The 18,202-nt window shown below is 73.3% G+C and carries 14 protein-coding genes; 9 read left to right on the top strand and 5 right to left on the bottom strand.

All coding sequences use genetic code 11. The features are described 5' to 3' along the window. Nucleotides 1-171: 171 nt before the first annotated feature. Together ACZ55U_RS04205 and tdh are read right to left on the bottom strand one after the other, a co-directional pair. Nucleotides 172-1,365, bottom strand: a complete 1,194-nt coding sequence (locus ACZ55U_RS04205) for a glycine C-acetyltransferase (RefSeq protein WP_465522220.1) — start codon at nucleotides 1,363-1,365, stop codon at nucleotides 172-174. Nucleotides 1,366-1,400: 35 nt separating this feature from the next. Beyond that, the gene (gene tdh / locus ACZ55U_RS04200) at nucleotides 1,401-2,429 is read right to left on the bottom strand and encodes an L-threonine 3-dehydrogenase (RefSeq protein ID WP_465522218.1); all 1,029 of its coding nucleotides are present in this window, start codon (nucleotides 2,427-2,429) and stop codon (nucleotides 1,401-1,403) included. Nucleotides 2,430-3,027: 598 nt separating this feature from the next. Here tdh and ACZ55U_RS04195 point away from each other — a divergent pair. Next, the gene (locus ACZ55U_RS04195) at nucleotides 3,028-4,548 is read left to right on the top strand and encodes a serine hydrolase domain-containing protein (protein WP_465522216.1); all 1,521 of its coding nucleotides are present in this window, start codon (nucleotides 3,028-3,030) and stop codon (nucleotides 4,546-4,548) included. 48 nt (nucleotides 4,549-4,596) lie between these two features. On the opposite strand, the gene ACZ55U_RS04190 is transcribed toward ACZ55U_RS04195, so the two are convergent. Next, nucleotides 4,597-5,658, bottom strand: a complete 1,062-nt coding sequence (locus ACZ55U_RS04190) for an ATP-dependent DNA ligase (RefSeq protein WP_465522214.1) — start codon at nucleotides 5,656-5,658, stop codon at nucleotides 4,597-4,599. Between the two features lie 66 nt (nucleotides 5,659-5,724). On the opposite strand from ACZ55U_RS04190, the gene ligD reads away from it, so the two are divergent. Further along, nucleotides 5,725-6,732, top strand: a complete 1,008-nt coding sequence (gene ligD, locus ACZ55U_RS04185; RefSeq protein ID WP_465522212.1) for a non-homologous end-joining DNA ligase — start codon at nucleotides 5,725-5,727, stop codon at nucleotides 6,730-6,732. A 17-nt stretch (nucleotides 6,733-6,749) separates the two neighbouring features. Here ligD and ACZ55U_RS04180 read toward each other — a convergent pair whose 3' ends face one another. Further along, entirely contained in the window at nucleotides 6,750-7,946 is a 1,197-nt protein-coding gene (locus ACZ55U_RS04180) for an 8-amino-7-oxononanoate synthase (protein WP_465522210.1), read from the bottom strand. Nucleotides 7,947-8,122: 176 nt separating this feature from the next. Here ACZ55U_RS04180 and ACZ55U_RS04175 point away from each other — a divergent pair, with 176 nt between their 5' ends. The 6 genes from ACZ55U_RS04175 (at nucleotide 8,123) to ACZ55U_RS04150 (ending at nucleotide 15,807) form a co-directional block, all read left to right on the top strand. Continuing rightward, the gene (locus ACZ55U_RS04175; RefSeq protein WP_465522208.1) at nucleotides 8,123-8,584 is read left to right on the top strand and encodes a WXG100 family type VII secretion target; all 462 of its coding nucleotides are present in this window, start codon (nucleotides 8,123-8,125) and stop codon (nucleotides 8,582-8,584) included. A gap of 56 nt (nucleotides 8,585-8,640) precedes the next feature. Beyond that, a complete protein-coding gene (locus ACZ55U_RS04170; RefSeq protein WP_465522206.1) occupies nucleotides 8,641-10,869 on the top strand; it encodes a hypothetical protein in 2,229 nt (742 codons plus the stop codon). A 37-nt stretch (nucleotides 10,870-10,906) separates the two neighbouring features. Next, the gene (locus ACZ55U_RS04165; protein WP_465522204.1) at nucleotides 10,907-11,617 is read left to right on the top strand and encodes a hypothetical protein; all 711 of its coding nucleotides are present in this window, start codon (nucleotides 10,907-10,909) and stop codon (nucleotides 11,615-11,617) included. A gap of 28 nt (nucleotides 11,618-11,645) precedes the next feature. After that, nucleotides 11,646-12,386, top strand: coding sequence for a hypothetical protein (locus tag ACZ55U_RS04160; protein WP_465522203.1), 741 nt, complete (start codon nucleotides 11,646-11,648; stop codon nucleotides 12,384-12,386). After that, complete coding sequence (locus tag ACZ55U_RS04155; protein ID WP_465522201.1) at nucleotides 12,379-13,041, top strand: hypothetical protein; 663 nt, start codon at nucleotides 12,379-12,381, stop codon at nucleotides 13,039-13,041. Before ACZ55U_RS04160 ends, ACZ55U_RS04155 begins: the two co-directional genes overlap by 8 nt. A gap of 273 nt (nucleotides 13,042-13,314) precedes the next feature. After that, on the top strand, nucleotides 13,315-15,807 hold the full coding sequence (locus ACZ55U_RS04150) for a DEAD/DEAH box helicase (protein WP_465522234.1): 2,493 nt from the start codon (nucleotides 13,315-13,317) through the stop codon (nucleotides 15,805-15,807). A 90-nt stretch (nucleotides 15,808-15,897) separates the two neighbouring features. On the opposite strand, the gene ACZ55U_RS04145 is transcribed toward ACZ55U_RS04150, so the two are convergent. Beyond that, nucleotides 15,898-16,749, bottom strand: a complete 852-nt coding sequence (locus ACZ55U_RS04145; RefSeq protein WP_465522199.1) for a hypothetical protein — start codon at nucleotides 16,747-16,749, stop codon at nucleotides 15,898-15,900. 236 nt (nucleotides 16,750-16,985) lie between these two features. Here ACZ55U_RS04145 and bioB point away from each other — a divergent pair, with 236 nt between their 5' ends. Continuing rightward, nucleotides 16,986-18,200 (top strand): biotin synthase BioB, encoded by a 1,215-nt coding sequence (bioB, locus tag ACZ55U_RS04140; RefSeq protein ID WP_465522197.1) that lies wholly within the window; start codon nucleotides 16,986-16,988, stop codon nucleotides 18,198-18,200. Nucleotides 18,201-18,202: the final 2 nt, after the last annotated feature.

Genomic DNA, 18,202 nt, shown 5'->3' with positions numbered 1-18,202 from the left:
GGGGGGGGGGGGGGGGGGGGGGGGGGGGGGGGGGGGGGGGGGGGGGGGGGGGGGGGGGGGGGGGGGGGCGGCCCCCCCCCCCCCCCCCCCCCCCCCCCCCCCCACGGCGGTCATGAGCCCGCGGGCCGGTCCGGTTCCGAGCGGTCCGGCCCGCGGGCGGCCTCGGTGGGGCTACTCCCCCAGCGCGGCGCGCGCGTCCACGAAGGCCGCGACGGCGCGCTCGACGTCCTCGGTGGAGTGCGCCGCGGACAGCTGCACCCGGATCCGGGCCTGGCCGTGCGGCACCACCGGGTAGGAGAAGCCGATCACGTACACGCCGCGCTCCAGCAGCAGTTCGGCGAGCCGGCCGGCCTTGGCCGCGTCCCCGATCATCACCGGGGCGATCGGGTGGTCGCCGGGCAGGATCTCGAACCCGGCCTCGGTCATCCTCGTGCGGAACAGCGCGGTGTTGGCCGCCAGCCGCTCGCGCAGCTCGGTGGACTTCTCGACCAGGTCGAGCACCTTGAGCGAGGCGGCCGCGATCACCGGGGCCAGCGAGTTGGAGAACAGGTACGGGCGGGAGCGCTGGCGCAGCAGGGCGACGATCTCCCGGCGGGCGGCGACGTAGCCGCCGGAGGCACCGCCGAGGGCCTTGCCGAGGGTGCCGGTGATGATGTCCACCCGGTCCGTCACGCCGTGCAGTTCGGGGGTGCCCCGGCCGCCCGCGCCGACGAAGCCGACGGCGTGCGAGTCGTCCACCATGACCATGGCGTCGTAGCGGTCGGCGAGGTCGCAGATCTCGCGCAGCGGGGCGACGTAGCCGTCCATCGAGAAGACGCCGTCGGTGACGATCAGGCGGCGGCGGGCGTCCTGGGTGTCCTGGAGCTGCTTCTCCAGGTCGGCCATGTCACGGTTGGCGTAGCGGTGGCGGCGGGCCTTGCTGAGCCGGATGCCGTCGATGATGCTGGCGTGGTTGAGCGCGTCGGAGATCACGGCGTCGCGGTCGTCCAGCAGGGTCTCGAAGACACCGCCGTTGGCGTCGAAGCAGGAGGAGTAGAGGATCGTGTCCTCCTGGCCGAGGAAGGCCGAGAGGCGGTCCTCCAGCTCCTTGTGGACGTCCTGGGTGCCGCAGATGAAGCGGACCGAGGCCATTCCGTAGCCCCGGCGGTCCAGGGCGTCCTTGGCGGCGGCGAGCACCTCGGGGTGGTCGGCCAGGCCGAGGTAGTTGTTGGCGCAGAAGTTCAGCACCTCGCCGGGACGGCCGCCGGCGGTGACGGTGACGGCGGCGCTCTGCCGGCTGCCGATCACCCGCTCGGGCTTGAACAGACCGGCCTCGCGGATCTCGTCGAGGGTGGTGGCGATGTCGGCGCGCACGTTGTCGAACACGGGCGGACTCCTTGTCTAGTCGGCGAGACGGGTGCTCAGGCGGTCCAGTCGAGGATGATCTTGCCGCAGTTGCCGCTCGCGGCGTCGTCGAAGGCGGCGTCGAAGTCGGCGGCGGGGTAGCGGCCGGTGATCACCGGGCTGAGGTCGAGGCCGCCCTCCAGCAGCACGGACATCGCGTACCAGGTCTCGAACATCTCGCGGCCGTAGATGCCCTTGATGGTGATCATCGAGGTGACGATCGAGGCCCAGTCCACCGGGAACTGCTCGGCGGGCAGGCCGAGCATGGCGATCTTGCCGCCGTGGGTCATGTTGGCGATCATTGACTGCATCGCCTCGGGGCGGCCGGACATCTCCAGGCCGACGTCGAAGCCCTCGCGCAGGCCCAGCTTCCGCTGGCCCTCCTCGATGGTGTGCTCGGAGACGTCGAGCGCCAGCGTCACGCCGGCCTTGCGGGCCAGGTCGAGGCGGTACGGGGAGACGTCGGTGATCATCACGTTGCGGGCGCCGGCGTGCTTGGCGACGGCGGCGGCCATGATCCCGATCGGGCCGGCGCCGGTGACCAGCACGTCCTCGCCGACCAGCGGGAAGGACAGCGCGGTGTGCACGGCGTTGCCGAACGGGTCGAAGATCGCGGCCACGTCCAGGTCGACCGGCACCCGGTGCACCCAGACGTTGGAGGCGGGCAGCGCCACGTACTCGGCGAAGGCGCCGTCGCGGTTGACGCCCAGGCCGACGGTGTTGCGGCACAGGTGGCGGCGGCCCGCCAGGCAGTTGCGGCACTTGCCGCAGACCAGGTGGCCCTCGCCGCTGACCAGGTCGCCGACCGCGATGTCCGCGACGCCGGCGCCGATCTCGGCGACCTCGCCGACGAACTCGTGACCGAGCACCAGCGGGGTCCCGATGGTCTGCTGGGCCCAGCCGTCCCACTTGCGGATGTGCAGGTCGGTGCCGCAGATGCCGGTGCGCAGCACCTTGATCAGCACCTCGCCGGGGCCGATCTCGGGCTTCGGGACATCGACCATCCAGAGGCCGGGCTCGGCCTTCTGCTTGACGAGTGCCTTCACGGGCGGCGGCTCCTGACGTGCGGTGGACGGCCTTCGGGGGTCGGGCAGGCCGAGGTGGCCCGGTTCGGCCGTTCCTGACGGGCACGCTCCGGGCAGGCAGAAATCTGCCTGGTCGGGGCGGGTGCGGTCCATCGAGGAATTCTTAAGGGCGGCCACAGCTGGGCTGAACGATCGTGCCCGAGCTGCGGCCGACGGCGGGTGCGGCGTGCCGGTGCTCACCCGTCCGGCGGAACGCGGGGACCGCCGGACGGTCGCCGCTCGCCCGGTCGGAGGCACCCGGCGGGGCGGGCGGGCACCCGATGGCGGGCCCCGGGGGCACCCGACGGCGGGCCCGGGGCACCCGACGGCGGGCCCGGGGGCACCCGACGGCGGGCCCGGGGGCACCCTGCGGCGGGCCGCCAGCCGGGCGGGGCACTCGGCTGACGGCACGCCCGTTCGGGCCAGCCGGACCGCGACCGGCGGGCGGCCGGACGGCGGCGGTGCTTACGGTGGCGCTGCTCCCCAGCGGCCCCGTGGAGCAGCGCTCCGGCCCCGCCGTGCAGCGCGCTCCGGGGCCCTTCGCCAAGGGGCCGACCACCCCAGAGAGGCGCCTGCACCGATGACCGACACCCGACGGCCGTGCCCGTCCGTTCCCCCCGCGCCCCGCGCGCCCCGCGCCGTCCGCGTCCCCCGCTCCGTACGGCTGGCCTCCGCCGTACGGGTGGCCTCCGCCGCCCTCGCGCTGACCGGCCTGCTCACCGTCTCCGCCTGCTCCGGGGACACCGGGCCCACGGAGCGGGGCGGTCCGGCGCTCACCGCCGAACCGGCCGCGCTCAGCCCCTCCCCCGGGGCCGGCGGCAGTCCGACCGGCAGCCCCACCGGCGGGGTGGTGGCGCTCACCCCGGACGTCACCGCCAAGCTGGACTCCTCGATCAGGCAGGTGATGAGCCAGGCCTCCATCCCCGGGGCGATCGTCGGCTACACCACGCCCGACGGCAGCTACCAGCGCGCCTTCGGCGTCGCCGACAAGGACGCCGGGACGCAGATGTCGCCCGACCTGTACATGCGGATCGGCAGCGTGACCAAGACCTTCACCGCCACCGCCGTCCTGCGGCTGGTCGACCAGGGCAAGCTGGGCCTGGACGACCCGGTCTCCAAGTACGTCCCGAACGTGCCCGGCGGGGACGGGATCACCCTGCGCCAGCTCGGCGACATGCGCAGCGGCCTGTTCAACTACAGCGAGGACCCGGACTTCCAGAAGGCGTTCCTCGACGACCCGAGCCACCCGTTCACCCCGGACCAGCTGCTCGCGTACGCGTTCAAGCACCCGGCGAACTTCGCTCCGGACACCAAGTTCGAGTACTCCAACACGAACTACATCCTGCTCGGCCAGGTGGTCGAGAAGGTCGGCGGGCAGCCGCTGCCCGCCTTCCTGAACCAGCAGGTGTTCACCCCGGCCGGGCTCACCAAGACGAGCCTGCCGACCGACGCGACCTTCCCCGACCCCCACGCCCACGGCTACACCAACCAGACGGCCAACGGCTCGGTCGAGGACGCCACCACCTGGAACCCGTCCTGGGGTTGGGCGGCCGGCGCGGCGGTCTCCACCCTCTCCGACCTCCAGACCTGGGCGAAGGTGCTGGCCACCGGCGATCCGCTGCTCAAGCCGGCCACCCAGGCGGAGCGGCTGAAGACCAGGCCCGCCGACTCGACCCCCGATCTCCGCTACGGCTTCGGGGTGTTCACCACCCACGGGTGGATCGGCCACAACGGCTCGCTGCCGGGGTACGAGGCCGTGGTGCTCTACCTGCCGCAGGCGCAGGCCGGCCTGGTGATCCTGATCAACACCGACATCCGGCAGAACGGTTCGGAGCCCTCGACGGCCCTGGCGCGGGCGGTCACCCAGATCGTCTCGCCGAACAACGTCTACACGCTGCCCGCGGCGGCCGGGGCGGGCTCGCCCTCGCCGTCGCCGTCGCCGTCCCCGTCGCCGTCCCCGTCCCCGTCTCCGTCCCCCTCGCCCATGACCTCGCCCGCGTCCTCGCCGACGCCGACCCCGTCGCCTTCGCCGACGGCCGCCGTCTCGCCCACGGCCGCGACGCCCGCCACCAGCCCGGGCGCCACCCTGCACCTGTCCTGAACCACCCGAGGGGCCCGACCCGCCCGGGTCGGGCCCCTCGGGCCGCCGTCAGATCCCCAGCACCTCGCCCAGGTCGTAGGAGACCGGCTCCTCCAGCTGCGCGTAGGTGCAGCTCTCCGGCGTGCGGTCCGGCCGCCAGCGGCGGAACTGCGCGGTGTGCCGGAACCGGGTGCCCTCCATGTGGTCGTACGCGACCTCGACCACCCGCTCCGGGCGCAGCGCGATCCAGGACAGGTCCTTGCCGCCGGTCCAGCGGCTGACGGCGCCGGGCAGCCGGCCCTCGGCGTGCGCGGCCTCGTCCGCCCAGTCGCCCCAGGGGTGGCCGGAGACGTCGTCCATCCGCAACGGGGCCAGCTCCTCGGCGAGTTCGCGGCGGCGGGCCATCGGGAAGGCCGCGCAGACGCCGACGTGCTGGAGCCGGCCCGTGTCGTCGAAGATGCCGAGCAGCAGCGAGCCGACCACCGGGCCGCTCTTGTGCTCGCGGTAGCCGGCCACCACGCAGTCGGCGGTGCGCTCGTGCTTGATCTTGTACATGGTCCGCTCCCCCGGCCGGTACGGCTGGTCCAGCGGTTTGGCGACCACGCCGTCCAGCCCGGCGCCCTCGTACGCGGCGAACCAGGTGTGCGCCAGGTCGAGGTCGGTGGACGCGGGGGCGGTGAACACCGGGGCGGCGGCGCCGGCGAGCGCGGCCTCCAGGGCCGGGCGGCGCACCGACAGCGGCTCGTCCACCAGGCTGTCGTCACCGAGGGCGAGCAGGTCGAAGGCGACGAAGGAGGCCGGGGTCCGCTCGGCGAGCAGCCTGACCCGGCTCGCGGCGGGGTGGATGCGCTCCAGCAGCTCCTCGAAGCGCAGCCGCCCCTCCCGGGCGATCACCACCTCGCCGTCCAGCACGCAGCGCGGCGGCAGCTCGCGCCCGAACGCCTCGACCAGTTCGGGGAAGTACCTGGTCAGCGGCTTGCCGGTGCGGCTGCCGAGCTCGATCTCGTCGCCGTCGCGGAACACGATCGAGCGGAAGCCGTCCCACTTGGCCTCGTACTGCATCCCCGGCGGGATCTTGGCCACCGACTTGGCGAGCATCGGCGCCACCGGTGGCATCACGGGCAGGTCCATGCGTCCGATCCTCGCCCGGTTCGCCCCGGGGCGCGCGCCGGGCGCAGCGCGCTTAGCGTGAGGGGCATGGGCTCAGCCGTGGAACTGGATGTCGCCGGGCGCACCGTCCGGCTGTCGAACCCGGACAAGGTGTACTACCCCGAGCGCGGCTTCACCAAGCTGGACGTCGCGCGGTACTACCTGGCCGTCGCCGACGGGGTGCTGCGCGGGCTGCGCGACCGCCCGACCACCCTCCAGCGCTTCCCGGAGGGGGTGGACGGCGAGTTCTTCTACCAGAAGCGCGCGCCCGGGAACCTGCCGGAGTGGCTGCCCACCGCCCGGATCGAGTTCCCCAGCGGCCGCTCCGCCGACGAGATCTGCCCCACCGAGCCGGCCGCCGTGCTCTGGGCGGCCAACCTGGGCTGCCTCACCTTCCACCCCTGGCCGGTGCGGCGCTCCGACACCGACCACGTGGACGAGCTGCGGATCGACCTCGACCCCCAGCCCGGCACCGACTTCCGCGACGCGGTCCGCGCCGCCCACGAACTGCGCGCCCTGCTGGAGGAGTTCGGGCTGCGCGGCTGGCCCAAGTCCTCCGGCGGGCGCGGCCTGCACGTGTACGTGCCGCTGGCTCCCGAGTGGACCTTCACCGACGGGCGGCACGCGGTGATCGCGCTCGGGCGCCTGCTGGAGCAGCGGATGCCGGGGAAGGTCACCACGGCCTGGTGGAAGGAGGAGCGCGGCGAGCGGATCTTCGTCGACTACAACCAGATGGCCCGCGACCGCACCATCGCCTCCGCGTACTCGCTGCGCGCCCGCCCGCGCGCCACCGCCTCCACCCCGCTGCGCTGGGAGGAGCTGGACGACGCCGCCCCCGAGGACTTCGACCTGCGCACCGTCCCCGCCCGCTTCGCCGAACTCGGGGACCTGAACGCCGGGATGGAGCAGCACGCGTTCCGGCTGGAGCCCCTGCTGGAGCTGTACGAGAGGCAACTGCGCGACGAGGGCCTCGGCGAACTCCCCTACCCCCCGGACCACCCGAAGGCCAAGGGCGAACCACCCCGCGTCCAGCCGAGCCGGGCGAGGAAGAAGTAGTCACCCACCCGGCGGCGTCAGCCCCGGGCGCCCGGCGGGGCCAGTTCGGTGACGATCCGGACGGCCTGGGCGATCTGCCCGTCCGTGAGGTCCCCCCGGGCGGTCAGCCGCAGCCGGGAGACGCCGTCGGGGACGGAGGGCGGGCGGAAGCAGCCGACGGCGAGGCCGGCCCGCAGGCAGTCGGCGGCCCAGGCGACGGCGGCCTCGGGGCCCGGGGCGCGGACGGAGACCACCGCGGCCTGCGGCTCGCAGGCCCGCAGTCCGGCGGCGGTGAGCTGCCGGGCCAGGGTGCGGGCGACCTCGCGGGTGCGCTCCGCGCGGGCGGGCTCGGCGCGCAGCAGCCGCAGCGCGGCGAGCGCCGCACCGGCGGCGGCCGGGGCGAGGCCGGTGTCGAAGATGAACGTGCGGGCGGTCTCGGTCAGGTGGCGGATCACCCGGCGCGGGCCGAGCACGGCGCCGCCCTGCGAGCCGAGCGACTTGGAGAGGGTGACGGTGGCGACGGCATCCGGCTGCCCGGCGAGCCCGGCCGCCGCGAGCGCCCCGGTGCCGCCGGGGCCGAGCACGCCCAGCCCGTGCGCGTCGTCCACCAGCAGCGCGGCCCCGTGCGCGCGCACGGCCCGCGACAGCGCTCGCAGCGGCGCGGCGTCGCCGTCCACCGAGAACACCGAGTCGGTGACCACCAGCGCCCGCCGCTGCGAGCGCCCGTCGAGCACCTCGGCCACCGCCGCCGGATCGGCGTGCGGGGCCCGGTGGACGTCGGCGCGGGAGAGCCGGCAGCCGTCGATCAGCGAGGCGTGGTTGTAGGCGTCGGAGACGATCAGGGTGTCCGGGTCGGTGAGCGCGGTCAGCGCCGCGAGGTTGGCCGTGTACCCGGAGGAGAACACCAGCGCGGCCTCCACTCCGCAGAACTCGGCCAGCTCCTCCTCCAGTTCGGTGTGCAGCGCGGTCGTCCCGGTCACCAGCCGCGACCCCGTCGACCCGCCGCCCCAGCGCAGCGCGGCGTCCGCCGCGGCCCGGGTGACCACCGGGTGCCTGGTAAGCCCCAGGTAGTCGTTGCCGGCGAGGTCCAGCACCGCGTCCTCCGCCGCCCGGCTGCGCAGCGTCCGGGTCAGCCCGGCCTCGGCCCGCATCGCGGCCGTCTCGTCGAGCCAGTCGAAGACGTGCGCCGGAGCGGGGGCGGAGGTGCGCGGCTCGGCCGCGAGCGGATGGTTCATGCCCGGCACTCTGGCACGCCACCGCCCGTCGGGCAATGTGCGGCTCGGCACAGGGCGGCCCGCCCGATTCTGTCGCGATTCACCAGGAGTTAACCGATTATCAATATTCAATTCAGCGAAACCGCGTCGGCGGAAATAGTACGCTCCATGCTGCATTCTTTACCTGGGGGGTAACCGTGACCGACCTCGAATTCGAGCGCCGCATGAATCCGTGGCTCTTCGACGACAAGGGAAATCTGACCGAAGCCGCGAAGAAGCAGTTCCCGGACCTCGCCGGGGCCAACGCCGCCCCGGTCTCGCTGGGCCCGGTGGGTCCGGCCGCCGGCGGGCGGACCATCGCCGTGAACGCGGCCGTGCTCCAGCAGGCCGCGCAGAACGCCTTCGCCCTGCGGGACGCCGTCAGGACGGAGTGCGACCAGCCCGGCGAGCACGTCAACGCCGCCGCCGGCGCGCTCAAGGGCTGGAACCTCGGGGGCGCGCTCACCGCCGCCTGGACCAGTTGGACCAGCCAGTCCGGGAGCCTCCAGACCACCGTCGGCGACATCGGCACCAACCTGCGGACCACGGCGCAGAGTTACAGCAAGACCGACTCGGACATCCAGGCCACCTTCAACGTGGCACAGGGCCCCAAGGGCTAGACCCGGGCCTGTCCGGCACGCACGAGCACAGCACAAACGGGGGGAACAGCACCACCATGGTGACGTACAGCCAGCTCAAGCAAGTGGACCTCGCCGGCCTCGCCTCGGCGGCGGGCGACTTCGAGAACCTCGTCCGCAAGTGGGACCTCACCCAGCGGATGCAGACCGAGGTCCTCGGCACCATCCAGCAGTCCGGCTGGCACGGCGACGCCGCCGGCCTCGCCAACGCCAAGCTCACCTGGGCCCGCGACCAGATCCACGCCGCCTTCGAGGAGGCCTCGGCCCTGGCCAAGACCCTCCGCGACGCCCACACCGAGATCACGGCCGCCAAGCAGGACCTCACCACGGCCGTCCAACAGGCCGTCGCCGACGGCCTCACCGTCGACGACGAGGGCGCGGTGCACTGGCCGCCGCCCACCACCCAGGCGGACAAGAAGGACATGGAGTACGCCAGGGTCTGGAAGGCCAAGGCCGAGACGGCCGCCAAGGCGATAGGAGCGGCGGTGGACCGGGCCACCGAGGCCGACCTCGACGCCTCCCGGGCCCTGAGCGACGACACCGGCAGCGACGCCACCGCGTTCAACGCCAACCCGGTCGGCGGCATCCCGGAGGAGGAGGCCAAGGCGGCCACCTACATCCTCAGCCTCGGCGCCGGTGCCGGCGACGCCCAGCTCAAGCACCTCCAGGACATCCTGGAGCACCACAAGAACGACCCCCGGTTCGCCACCTCCTTCTACGGCAACCAGGACCCGGGCACCTTCCTGGCCAAGTACGGCGCCATGGCCCAGAGCGGCGACTACGCCGGCAGCCCGGCCCGCAGCGCCGCGATCAAGGCCATCCAGAAGGACCTCGGCCTCACCCTGGCCACCGCGACCGACACCAAGCAGCCGCTGCACGTCTCGGACGACTGGGAGACCAGGTTCCGGGCCGCCGGCGCCAAGCAGATACCCGTCCCGCCCGGCGCCGACCCGGCGCACAGCCCGTACGGGTACCAGATCATGGCGAACCTGCTGCGCAGCGGGACGTACGACGCGCACTTCCTCAACCCGATCGCGGAGCACGTCACCCAGCTCACCCAGGAGAACCCGATGCGCTGGGACGCGGCCACCAAGGCCGCCTACCCGTTCACCGAGCTGAAGTTCATCGGGGTGCCCGACGAGAACGGCAACATCCGGGGCGTCAACCCGATGTCCGCCGTCCTGGAGGGGCTCGGCCACAGCCCCGAGGCCGCCACCAAGTTCTTCCACGACCCCGCCACCGCGTACAACCCGGACGGCACCGTCAAGAGCACCGGGGGCAAGAACACCTACCTCGACATGCTCACCGACACCGGCGCCCGGTCGGTGCTCATCGACCAGCAGTACCCGCCTCGGCCCAACCCGGGCACCGCCGACCCGTTCGACGTCAGCGCCCTGGGCCACGCCCTGGAGGCGGCCACGACGGGCAAGGCGTACGACGACGACGGCAAGTTCCCCCCGCACACCGCCGCGATGAACGACGTCATGAAGAGCGTGGTGGACAGGTTCGGCAGCAAGGACGGCCCGGACCTGCTCAAGGGCGGCCTGTTCGCGAACCTCAACGGCAGCCTCGGGAACATGACCGCCAACTACATCGGCGACGTCCAGAACGCGCTGGAGGGAGCGGGCGCCGACTCGAACCTCCTCGGCCAACCCAAGGTCGCGCGCCTGCTCAGTGTGCTCGGCCAGGACCCGGACGCCTACGCCTCGATAGCGACCGCGCAGCAGGCCTACACCACGGCCCAGCTCCAGGACGTGCTGGCCCACCCCGAGTTGCACAAGGACCTGGGCATGGCGGTCGAGAACGTCGCCAACCCGGCCGGGAAGGTCAACGGCCTGATCACCAGCGCCATGATCGAAGCCATCTACGACAAGCACACCGCCAGCGACGCCGAGTTCAACGCCGCCATCGACACCAAGCGGGAGATCGCCGGGCAGGTCTGGTCGTTCGCCGGCGACGCGATCAAGGGAGGAGCGCCCCTGATCGGCGAGGGCATCGACACCGCGGTCAACCAGATCATGGACAACGTCGCCGACAGCTACAAGGTGGACACCCACAACGACGCCAGCGACGAGGCCACCGCCGCGAGGGCGGAGGCCGAGCGCAAGTCACACCAGGCGATCCTCAACGCCATCCACGATGCCGGCCGCAACACCGGCGCCGACCCGAACTACATCAACGACGTGGCCCGCCGAGCCGCCCAGGAGGAGGACACCGGCTACAACAGCGGCAGGGGCTTGTACCACGATGCCACCCACAAGAACTGACCACGCGTCCCACCACCTGCCACGAGAGCGCCGAGAAATGGTTGACGTCGCCCACATCATCCCGCCGTCCCCGGACGATCCGCCCCGGCGCCGGTCCCGGGTCCGCCCCTGGCACGCCGCCGTCGCCCTCGCGGTGGCAGCGGCCGTGGGCGGCGGGCTGTGGGCCTGGAAGCCCTGGCAGTCGGTGGAGTTGCCGCAGAGTGCGTGCTGGGGAGTCCTGGACGCGAACGACCTGAAGCCGCTGACGGGCCCGGACGGGAAAGCCGTCGAGCCCAGGCCGGCCCGCGAGATCGCCACCCCCATGAAGCCCACCTCGGGGAGCCGTGACAACCGCTGCCGCGTCATGTGGCCGGGCGCGACCATCCTGCTCGACGCGGAGGTACGGCCGGCGCGCGACCGAATCGACGCCGACCGGAGGAACGACGCCGTCGACGGATCGGTCACCCCGCTCGACTTCGGCCCCGGCACGACCGGGTGGATCACGGCGAGCGACAAGCCCCACGGGGAAGCGTCGGTCCGGCTCTACGTACCGTGCGACTTCGACGCCCCGAAGGACGACAGCGACCAGCCCCCGCCGAAGTCCTTCGGCGTGCTGGTCTCCGGGGACGTCGTCGACGGTGCCTCCCCCGGCAAGGCCCACCAGGCGTACGCGGACATCGCCCTCAAGATCGGCAGGGCCGCCGCGACCGCGTACGAGTGCCGGAACACCGTGACACTGGCCGCCACCGCCCCCCGTGTCCCGTCCTAGCATCCGGCCGACAGGATCCCCCTGAACCATGGTTGACGTCGCGCACCTCATCCCGCCGTCCCCGGACGACCCGCCGCCCCCACCGCCCCGGTGGCGGCGGTGGCTGGCCGGGGGCCTCGCGGTGGCCGTGGTCGCGGGTGGCGGGCTCTGGGTGTGGAAGCCGTGGCGGTCGCTGGAGATCGTGCGCGGCGCCTGCTGGTCCGCCCTGTCGGCGGACGACCTGAAGCCGCTGGCCGGGCCGTACGGGGAGGCGTCCGAACCGGTGCCGCGGGCCCGGATCGCGACGCCGACCTCACCGGACGATCCCGGGATCCGCAGCACCGACTGCCGCGTCCGCTGGAAGGGGGACGACGGCTCCGGCCGGTCCCTCCTGGAGGTCCGGATCGCCCCCGCCTGGGACGGGGTCGACGCCGACCGCGCCAGGGACACGGCGCAGCACCTCGCTGTCGCCGACCTGGACTTCGGCCCCGGCGCCGTGGGGCTGGCCGGCAGCGAAGCGAGCCACCGCGTCCGCCTCTACGTCCGCTGCGACTTCCAGGTCCCCGCCTCGGACAAGCCCGACCGCAAGGCCCCGCAGTACGTCCGTGTCGACGTCGGCGGTGACCCGGTCGGCGGCGCCTCGGCGGCCAGGTCGCGCCAGGCGTACGCCGATGTGGCGCTCAAGCTCGCCCGGGTCGCCACCGCCGAGTACCGGTGCGCCGACCAGGTGCGGCTGCCCGCCACCGCGCCCGCCGTACCCGAACTGCCGAAGGAGAAGGCCGATGGCTGAGCGCCCGCGCCGCCGCCGAGCCCTGCCGATCGCGATCGGCGCGGCGGTGCTCGCCGCCGGGGCCGGCGGCGGGCTCTGGTACCTCAAGCCCTGGCAGGCGGCCGAGGTGCCGCGGAGCGCCTGCTGGAACGCGTTCACCCACGAGGACCTCGCCGCGCTGACCGGCCCGGACGGCAGGACCACCGCCACGCAGAGCGCGGGGACGTTCGCCGACGTCGGCGTCCCCTCCGTCGCGCCTGCCTGCGTCGTCACCCGCGAGCGCGGCGGCACCTCGGAGGTGCTCGCCGACATCAGCACCAGTCGGCGTGACGAGAGGTACCGGCAGACGAAGACCGAGGCGGAGGCGGCCGGCTGGCAGCCGGCCGTCCCCGCGTCGCTGGACTTCGGTCCCGGTGCCCAGGGCTGGCTGTTCCACGAGGGCACGGTGCAGCTGCTGCTCCACTGCGAGTACACCGAGGACGACGGGCGGCCCAGCGTCTTCCCGTACCGCCTGATCACGGTCACCGGCGACCACGGCGCGCCCGACGCCCCCGACGCCGAGGTCCACCGGATCCGCGTCGGCGCCGCCCTGCGCGTGGCGAAGGAGGCGGCCCGCGCCCAGGGCTGCACCAACGCCCCCCAGCTGGCCGCGCAGGCGCCCGCCGCGCCCTTCTGACCCGTGCCGGCCGCGCGGCGCGGGCAGGCGGGGCCCCGCCGAGCGGTCGACGGAGGCGAGGAGCCGCCGTCGACCGATGGCCATGTGACCCCTCGGGCGCTCCTCACGCCCCGCCCGCCTGCCCGCGCCGCGCGGCCGACCTCCGCCGCAGCCATGTGCCCGCCGCCCCGACCGCCGACCGGGACGACCGGCGCCGCCCGGCCACCACGGCCCCGGGCTTTGCCCGGGGTGGCGGCGAGCAGGCAAGATAGCCGGGTGACCCTCCTTGATCTGATGCCGAAGCCCGCCACCCCCGACGCGCTGTACGAGACGTTCGCAGCCTGGGCGGAGGAGCGGGGGATCACGCTGTACCCGGCGCAGGAGGAGGCGCTGATCGAGCTGGTGTCGGGGAACAACGTGATCCTCGCGACGCCGACCGGCTCGGGCAAGAGCCTGGTGGCGGCGGGTGCGCACTTCGCCGCGCTGGCGGAGGGGCAGCGGACCTTCTACACCGCCCCGATCAAGGCGCTGGTGTCGGAGAAGTTCTTCGACCTGGTGAAGATGTTCGGCACCGAGCAGGTCGGCATGATGACCGGCGACGCGAGCGTCAACCCGACCGCGCCGATCATCTGCTGCACCGCCGAGGTGCTCGCCCAGATCGCGCTGCGCGACGGCGCCCGGGCGGACATCGGCCAGGTGGTCATGGACGAGTTCCACTTCTACGCCGAGCCGGACCGCGGCTGGGCCTGGCAGATCCCGCTGCTGGAGCTGCCCCAGGCGCAGTTCCTGCTGATGTCGGCGACGCTCGGCGACGTCCGCCGCTTCGAGGAGGACCTGACCCGCCGCACCGGCCGTCCGACCACCGTGGTGCGCAACGCGACCCGCCCGGTGCCGCTGTTCTACGAGTACCGCCGCACCTCGCTGCACGACACCCTGGAGGAGCTGCTCCAGACCGGCCAGGCCCCGGTCTACGTCGTGCACTTCACGCAGAAGGAGGCGGTGGAGCGGGCCCAGTCGCTGATGAGCATCAACATGTGCTCCAAGGCGGAGAAGGAGGCCATCGCCGACCTGATCGGCAACTTCCGCTTCACCACCAAGTTCGGCCGCAACCTGTCCCGTTACGTGCGCCACGGCATCGGCGTGCACCACGCGGGCATGCTGCCGAAGTACCGCCGGCTGGTCGAACGCCTCGCCCAGGCGGGCCTGTTGAAGGTGATCTGCGGCACCGACACGCTCGGCGTCGGCGTCAACGTGCCGATCCGCACGGTGCTGTTCACCGCCCTGTCGAAGTACGACGGACAGCGGGTGCGCATCCTGCGCGCCCGCGAGTTCCACCAGATCGCCGGGCGGGCGGGCCGGGCCGGCTTCGACACCGTCGGCCAGGTGGTGGCGCAGGCCCCGGAGCACGTGATCGAGAACGACAAGGCGATCGCCAAGGCCGGGGACGACCCGAAGAAGAAGCGCAAGGTGGTGCGCAAGAAGGCCCCGGACGGCTTCGTCGGCTGGACGGAGGAGACCTTCGAGAAGCTGATCGCCGCCGACCCGGAGCCGCTGGTCTCCCGCTTCAAGGTGAGCCACGCGATGCTGCTGTCGGTGATCGGCCGACCGGGCAACGCCTTCGAGGCGATGCGCAAGCTGCTCACCGACAACCACGAGGACCGCTCCGCCCAGCGCCGCCACATCCGCACCGCGATCGCCATCTACCGCTCGCTGCTGGAGGGCGGCGTGGTGGAGCGGCTGCCGGAGCCGGACGCGGAGGGCCGGATCGTCCGCCTCACCCTGGACCTCCAGGAGAACTTCGCGCTCAACCAGCCGCTGTCCACCTTCGCGCTGGCCTCCTTCGAGCTGCTCGACCCGACCTCGCCCTCGTACGCGATGGACGTGGTCTCGGTGGTCGAGGCGACCCTCGACGACCCGCGCCAGATCCTCGCCGCCCAGCAGAACAAGGCGCGCGGCGAGGCCGTCGGCGAGATGAAGCGCGACGGCGTCGAGTACGAGGAGCGGATGGAGCGGCTCCAGGAGATCACCTACCCGAAGCCGCTGGAGGAGCTGCTCACCCACGCCTACGAGGTGTACCGCCGGGCGCACCCGTGGATCGGCGACCACCAGCTCCAGCCGAAGTCGGTGGTGCGCGACCTGTACGAGCGGGCGATGACCTTCTCGGACTACGTCGGCTTCTACGAGCTGGCCCGCACCGAGGGCATCGTGCTGCGCTACCTGGCCGGCGCGTTCAAGGCGCTGGAGCAGACCGTCCCCGAGGACGTGAAGACCGACGACCTCAAGGACGTCATCGCCTGGCTCGGCGAGCTGGTCCGCCAGGTCGACTCCAGCCTGCTGGACGAGTGGGAGCAGCTGGCCAACCCGACCGAGCCGCAGGCCGCCGAGGTGCGGCTGGACGACAAGCCGGCGCCGGTCACCGCCAACGCCCGCGCCTTCCGGGTGCTGGTGCGCAACGAGATGTTCCGCCGCGTCGAGCTGTGCGCGCTGGAGCGCTGGGACGAGCTCGGCGAGCTGGACGGCGAGTACGGCTGGGACGCGGACCGCTGGGCGGACGCCATGGACGGGTACTGGGACGAGTACGACGACCTCGGCACCGGCCCGGACGCGCGCGGCCCGAAGATGCTCCTCATCGAGGAGGAGGACTCCTCCTGGCGGGTCCGGCAGATCTTCGACGACCCGGAGGGCGACCACGACTGGGGCATCAGCGCCGAGGTCGACCTGTACGGCTCGGACGAGGAGGGCCGGGCGGTGCTGCGGGTGACGGCGGTGGACCGGCTCGGCGGCTGAGCCGGAGCGGAAGCGGGAGGAGCCCGGAGGCCGAGGCCTCCGGGCTCCTTCGCGTCAGGGCGTGCCCGGCCCATTGGCCCCGGGCGGCCGCTACATCCACACGAAGGGCGTGCCCGCCGCGTAGGAGAGCGCGCGGGTGGCCTCGTCCAGTTCCTGCTCGGTGCCGGTCCCCGCGCCGGTGGCGGGCGGGGGCGGCGGGGCCGACGTCCCGCCGGCGGCGGGGGTGGTGGGGGTGCTCGCCGGGCGGGCGTCGCCCGGCCGCGAGCTGGTGACCGTCACGTAGTGCCCGACGGCCTCGATCCGGGGCTCGGCGCCGGGCTTGCCGCCGGCGGTCTGCGCGGGCGCGATGGTGGTGTCGGCGAGGATGAAGGCGACCGCGCCGGGCTTGCCCCGCAGGGCGTCGGCGGCCCTCGCGGCGGTGGCCTGGTCGGGGAAGCGCAGCAGGGTGACGCTGGAGAGCACCGGGCGGTCCTGGCCGGTGAAGCTGACGGTCAGGTAGGCCTGGCAGCCGCTGTCCTTCAGCGGGTCCTGGGCGCGGTCCTGGAGCACCTCGGCGCAGTTCTCGCCCTGCCGGACGCCGTTGCGCCGGGCCTTGTAGGTGCCGACCTCCACCGCCCGCTGTGCGGGGAAGAGGTTGTCCACGTTGAGGGCCCCGGGGTCGGTGGGCGGCGGGGCGGCCCCCACCACCGGCGGTGTCCCGGCGTCGTCCTTGCTGGAGGGGCCCAGCCCGGGTATGTAGTCGCCGGGCATCGGGCGGGTGATGATCCATCCGCCGGCCGCGACCACCCCGACCACGACGATCCACCCCGCCGCCCGACGCGCCGTCAACCGCCGGCCGCGGCCCTTGGCCCCCTTGCTGTCGGCGCCCCCGCCCAACCGCTGCTCTGCCCGGTCTTCCCGGGCCTCTCCCGGAGTCGGGTGGCGCTCCCCCTGCGTGGTCATGGCGCAGATTCTAAGCACCCGCCAGGTGACCCGGACCACGGGGTCGGGGGTTGTGGATCACCGTCCCCCGGAGCCGTCAGCTACCCGCCGGTAACCGGCGGCCCGGCACCACGTCAAGCGCGTGACCAGCGGCGGAGCCGTGACCTTCGACACTGTGGCAATCGGCACATCCTCACACCGATCTTCTGGCGGGTTTGCTCTGGCGCCGTTCGAGCACCAGCAGGCAGGATCACCCCATGGATCTGCTCGATACCCTCACCGCCAAGGGCCTGCGCGGCGAAGTCCCGACCCGCGAGGAGGCCCTGGCCGTCCTCGCCACCACCGACGACGAGTTGCTCGACGTGGTCGCCGCGGCCGGCAAGGTGCGCCGCCGCTGGTTCGGCCGCCGGGTCAAGCTCAACTACCTGGTGAACCTCAAGAGCGGGCTGTGCCCCGAGGACTGCTCGTACTGCTCGCAGCGGCTCGGGTCCAAGGCCGAGATCCTCAAGTACACCTGGCTCAAGCCGGACCAGGCCGCCGACGCCGCCCGCGCCGGGGTGGCCGGCGGCGCCAAGCGGGTCTGCCTGGTCGCCAGCGGGCGCGGCCCGACGGACCGTGACATCGACCGGGTCACCGACACCATGGCCGCCATCAAGGAGGCCGACCCGGCGGTCGAGATCTGCGTCTGCCTCGGCCTGCTCTCCGACAACCAGGCGGAGCGGCTCAAGGCGGCCGGCGCCGACGCCTACAACCACAACCTCAACACCTCCGAGGGCACCTACGGCGACATCGCCACCACCCACACCTACGCGGACCGGGTGGACACCGTGCGGAAGGCGCACGGCGCGGGCCTGTCGGCCTGCTCCGGCCTGATCGCCGGCATGGGCGAGAGCGACGAGGACCTGGTCGACGTGGTCTTCGCGCTGCGCGAGCTGGGCTCGGACTCCGTCCCGGTCAACTTCCTGATCCCGTTCGAGGGCACCCCGCTGGCGAAGGAGTGGAACCTCACCCCGCAGCGCTGCCTGCGCATCCTGGCGATGGTCCGCTTCGTCAACCCGGACACCGAGGTGCGGATCGCGGGCGGTCGCGAGGTGCACCTGCGCTCGATGCAGCCGCTCGGCCTGCACATCGCCAACTCCATCTTCCTCGGCGACTACCTGACCAGCGAGGGCCAGGCCGGGCAGGCCGACCTCGACATGATCAAGGACGCCGGGTTCGAGGTCGAGGGCGCCGGCGAGGCCACCCTGCCCCGCCACCGCGCCGACGTCGCCGAGGCGGCCCAGGCGGCCCACGCGGGCGGCTCCTGCGGCACCGCGGCCCCGGCCTGCGGCAGCGGCGGGGGCTGCGGCCCGTGCGGCGGGCACGCGCACGGCCCGGAGGCCGTCCCCTCGGAGAGCGGGGACGAACTCCGCAGCGACTTGGTCAAGGTCCGCCGCCGCGGCGCCGGCACCGAACTCGCGCCCAACGCCTGACA

Source organism: Kitasatospora sp. NPDC034533 (genome assembly GCF_055575155.1).
The sequence above is the reverse complement of the archived record's forward strand: the minus strand, read 5'-3'. Positions and strand labels throughout refer to the sequence as shown.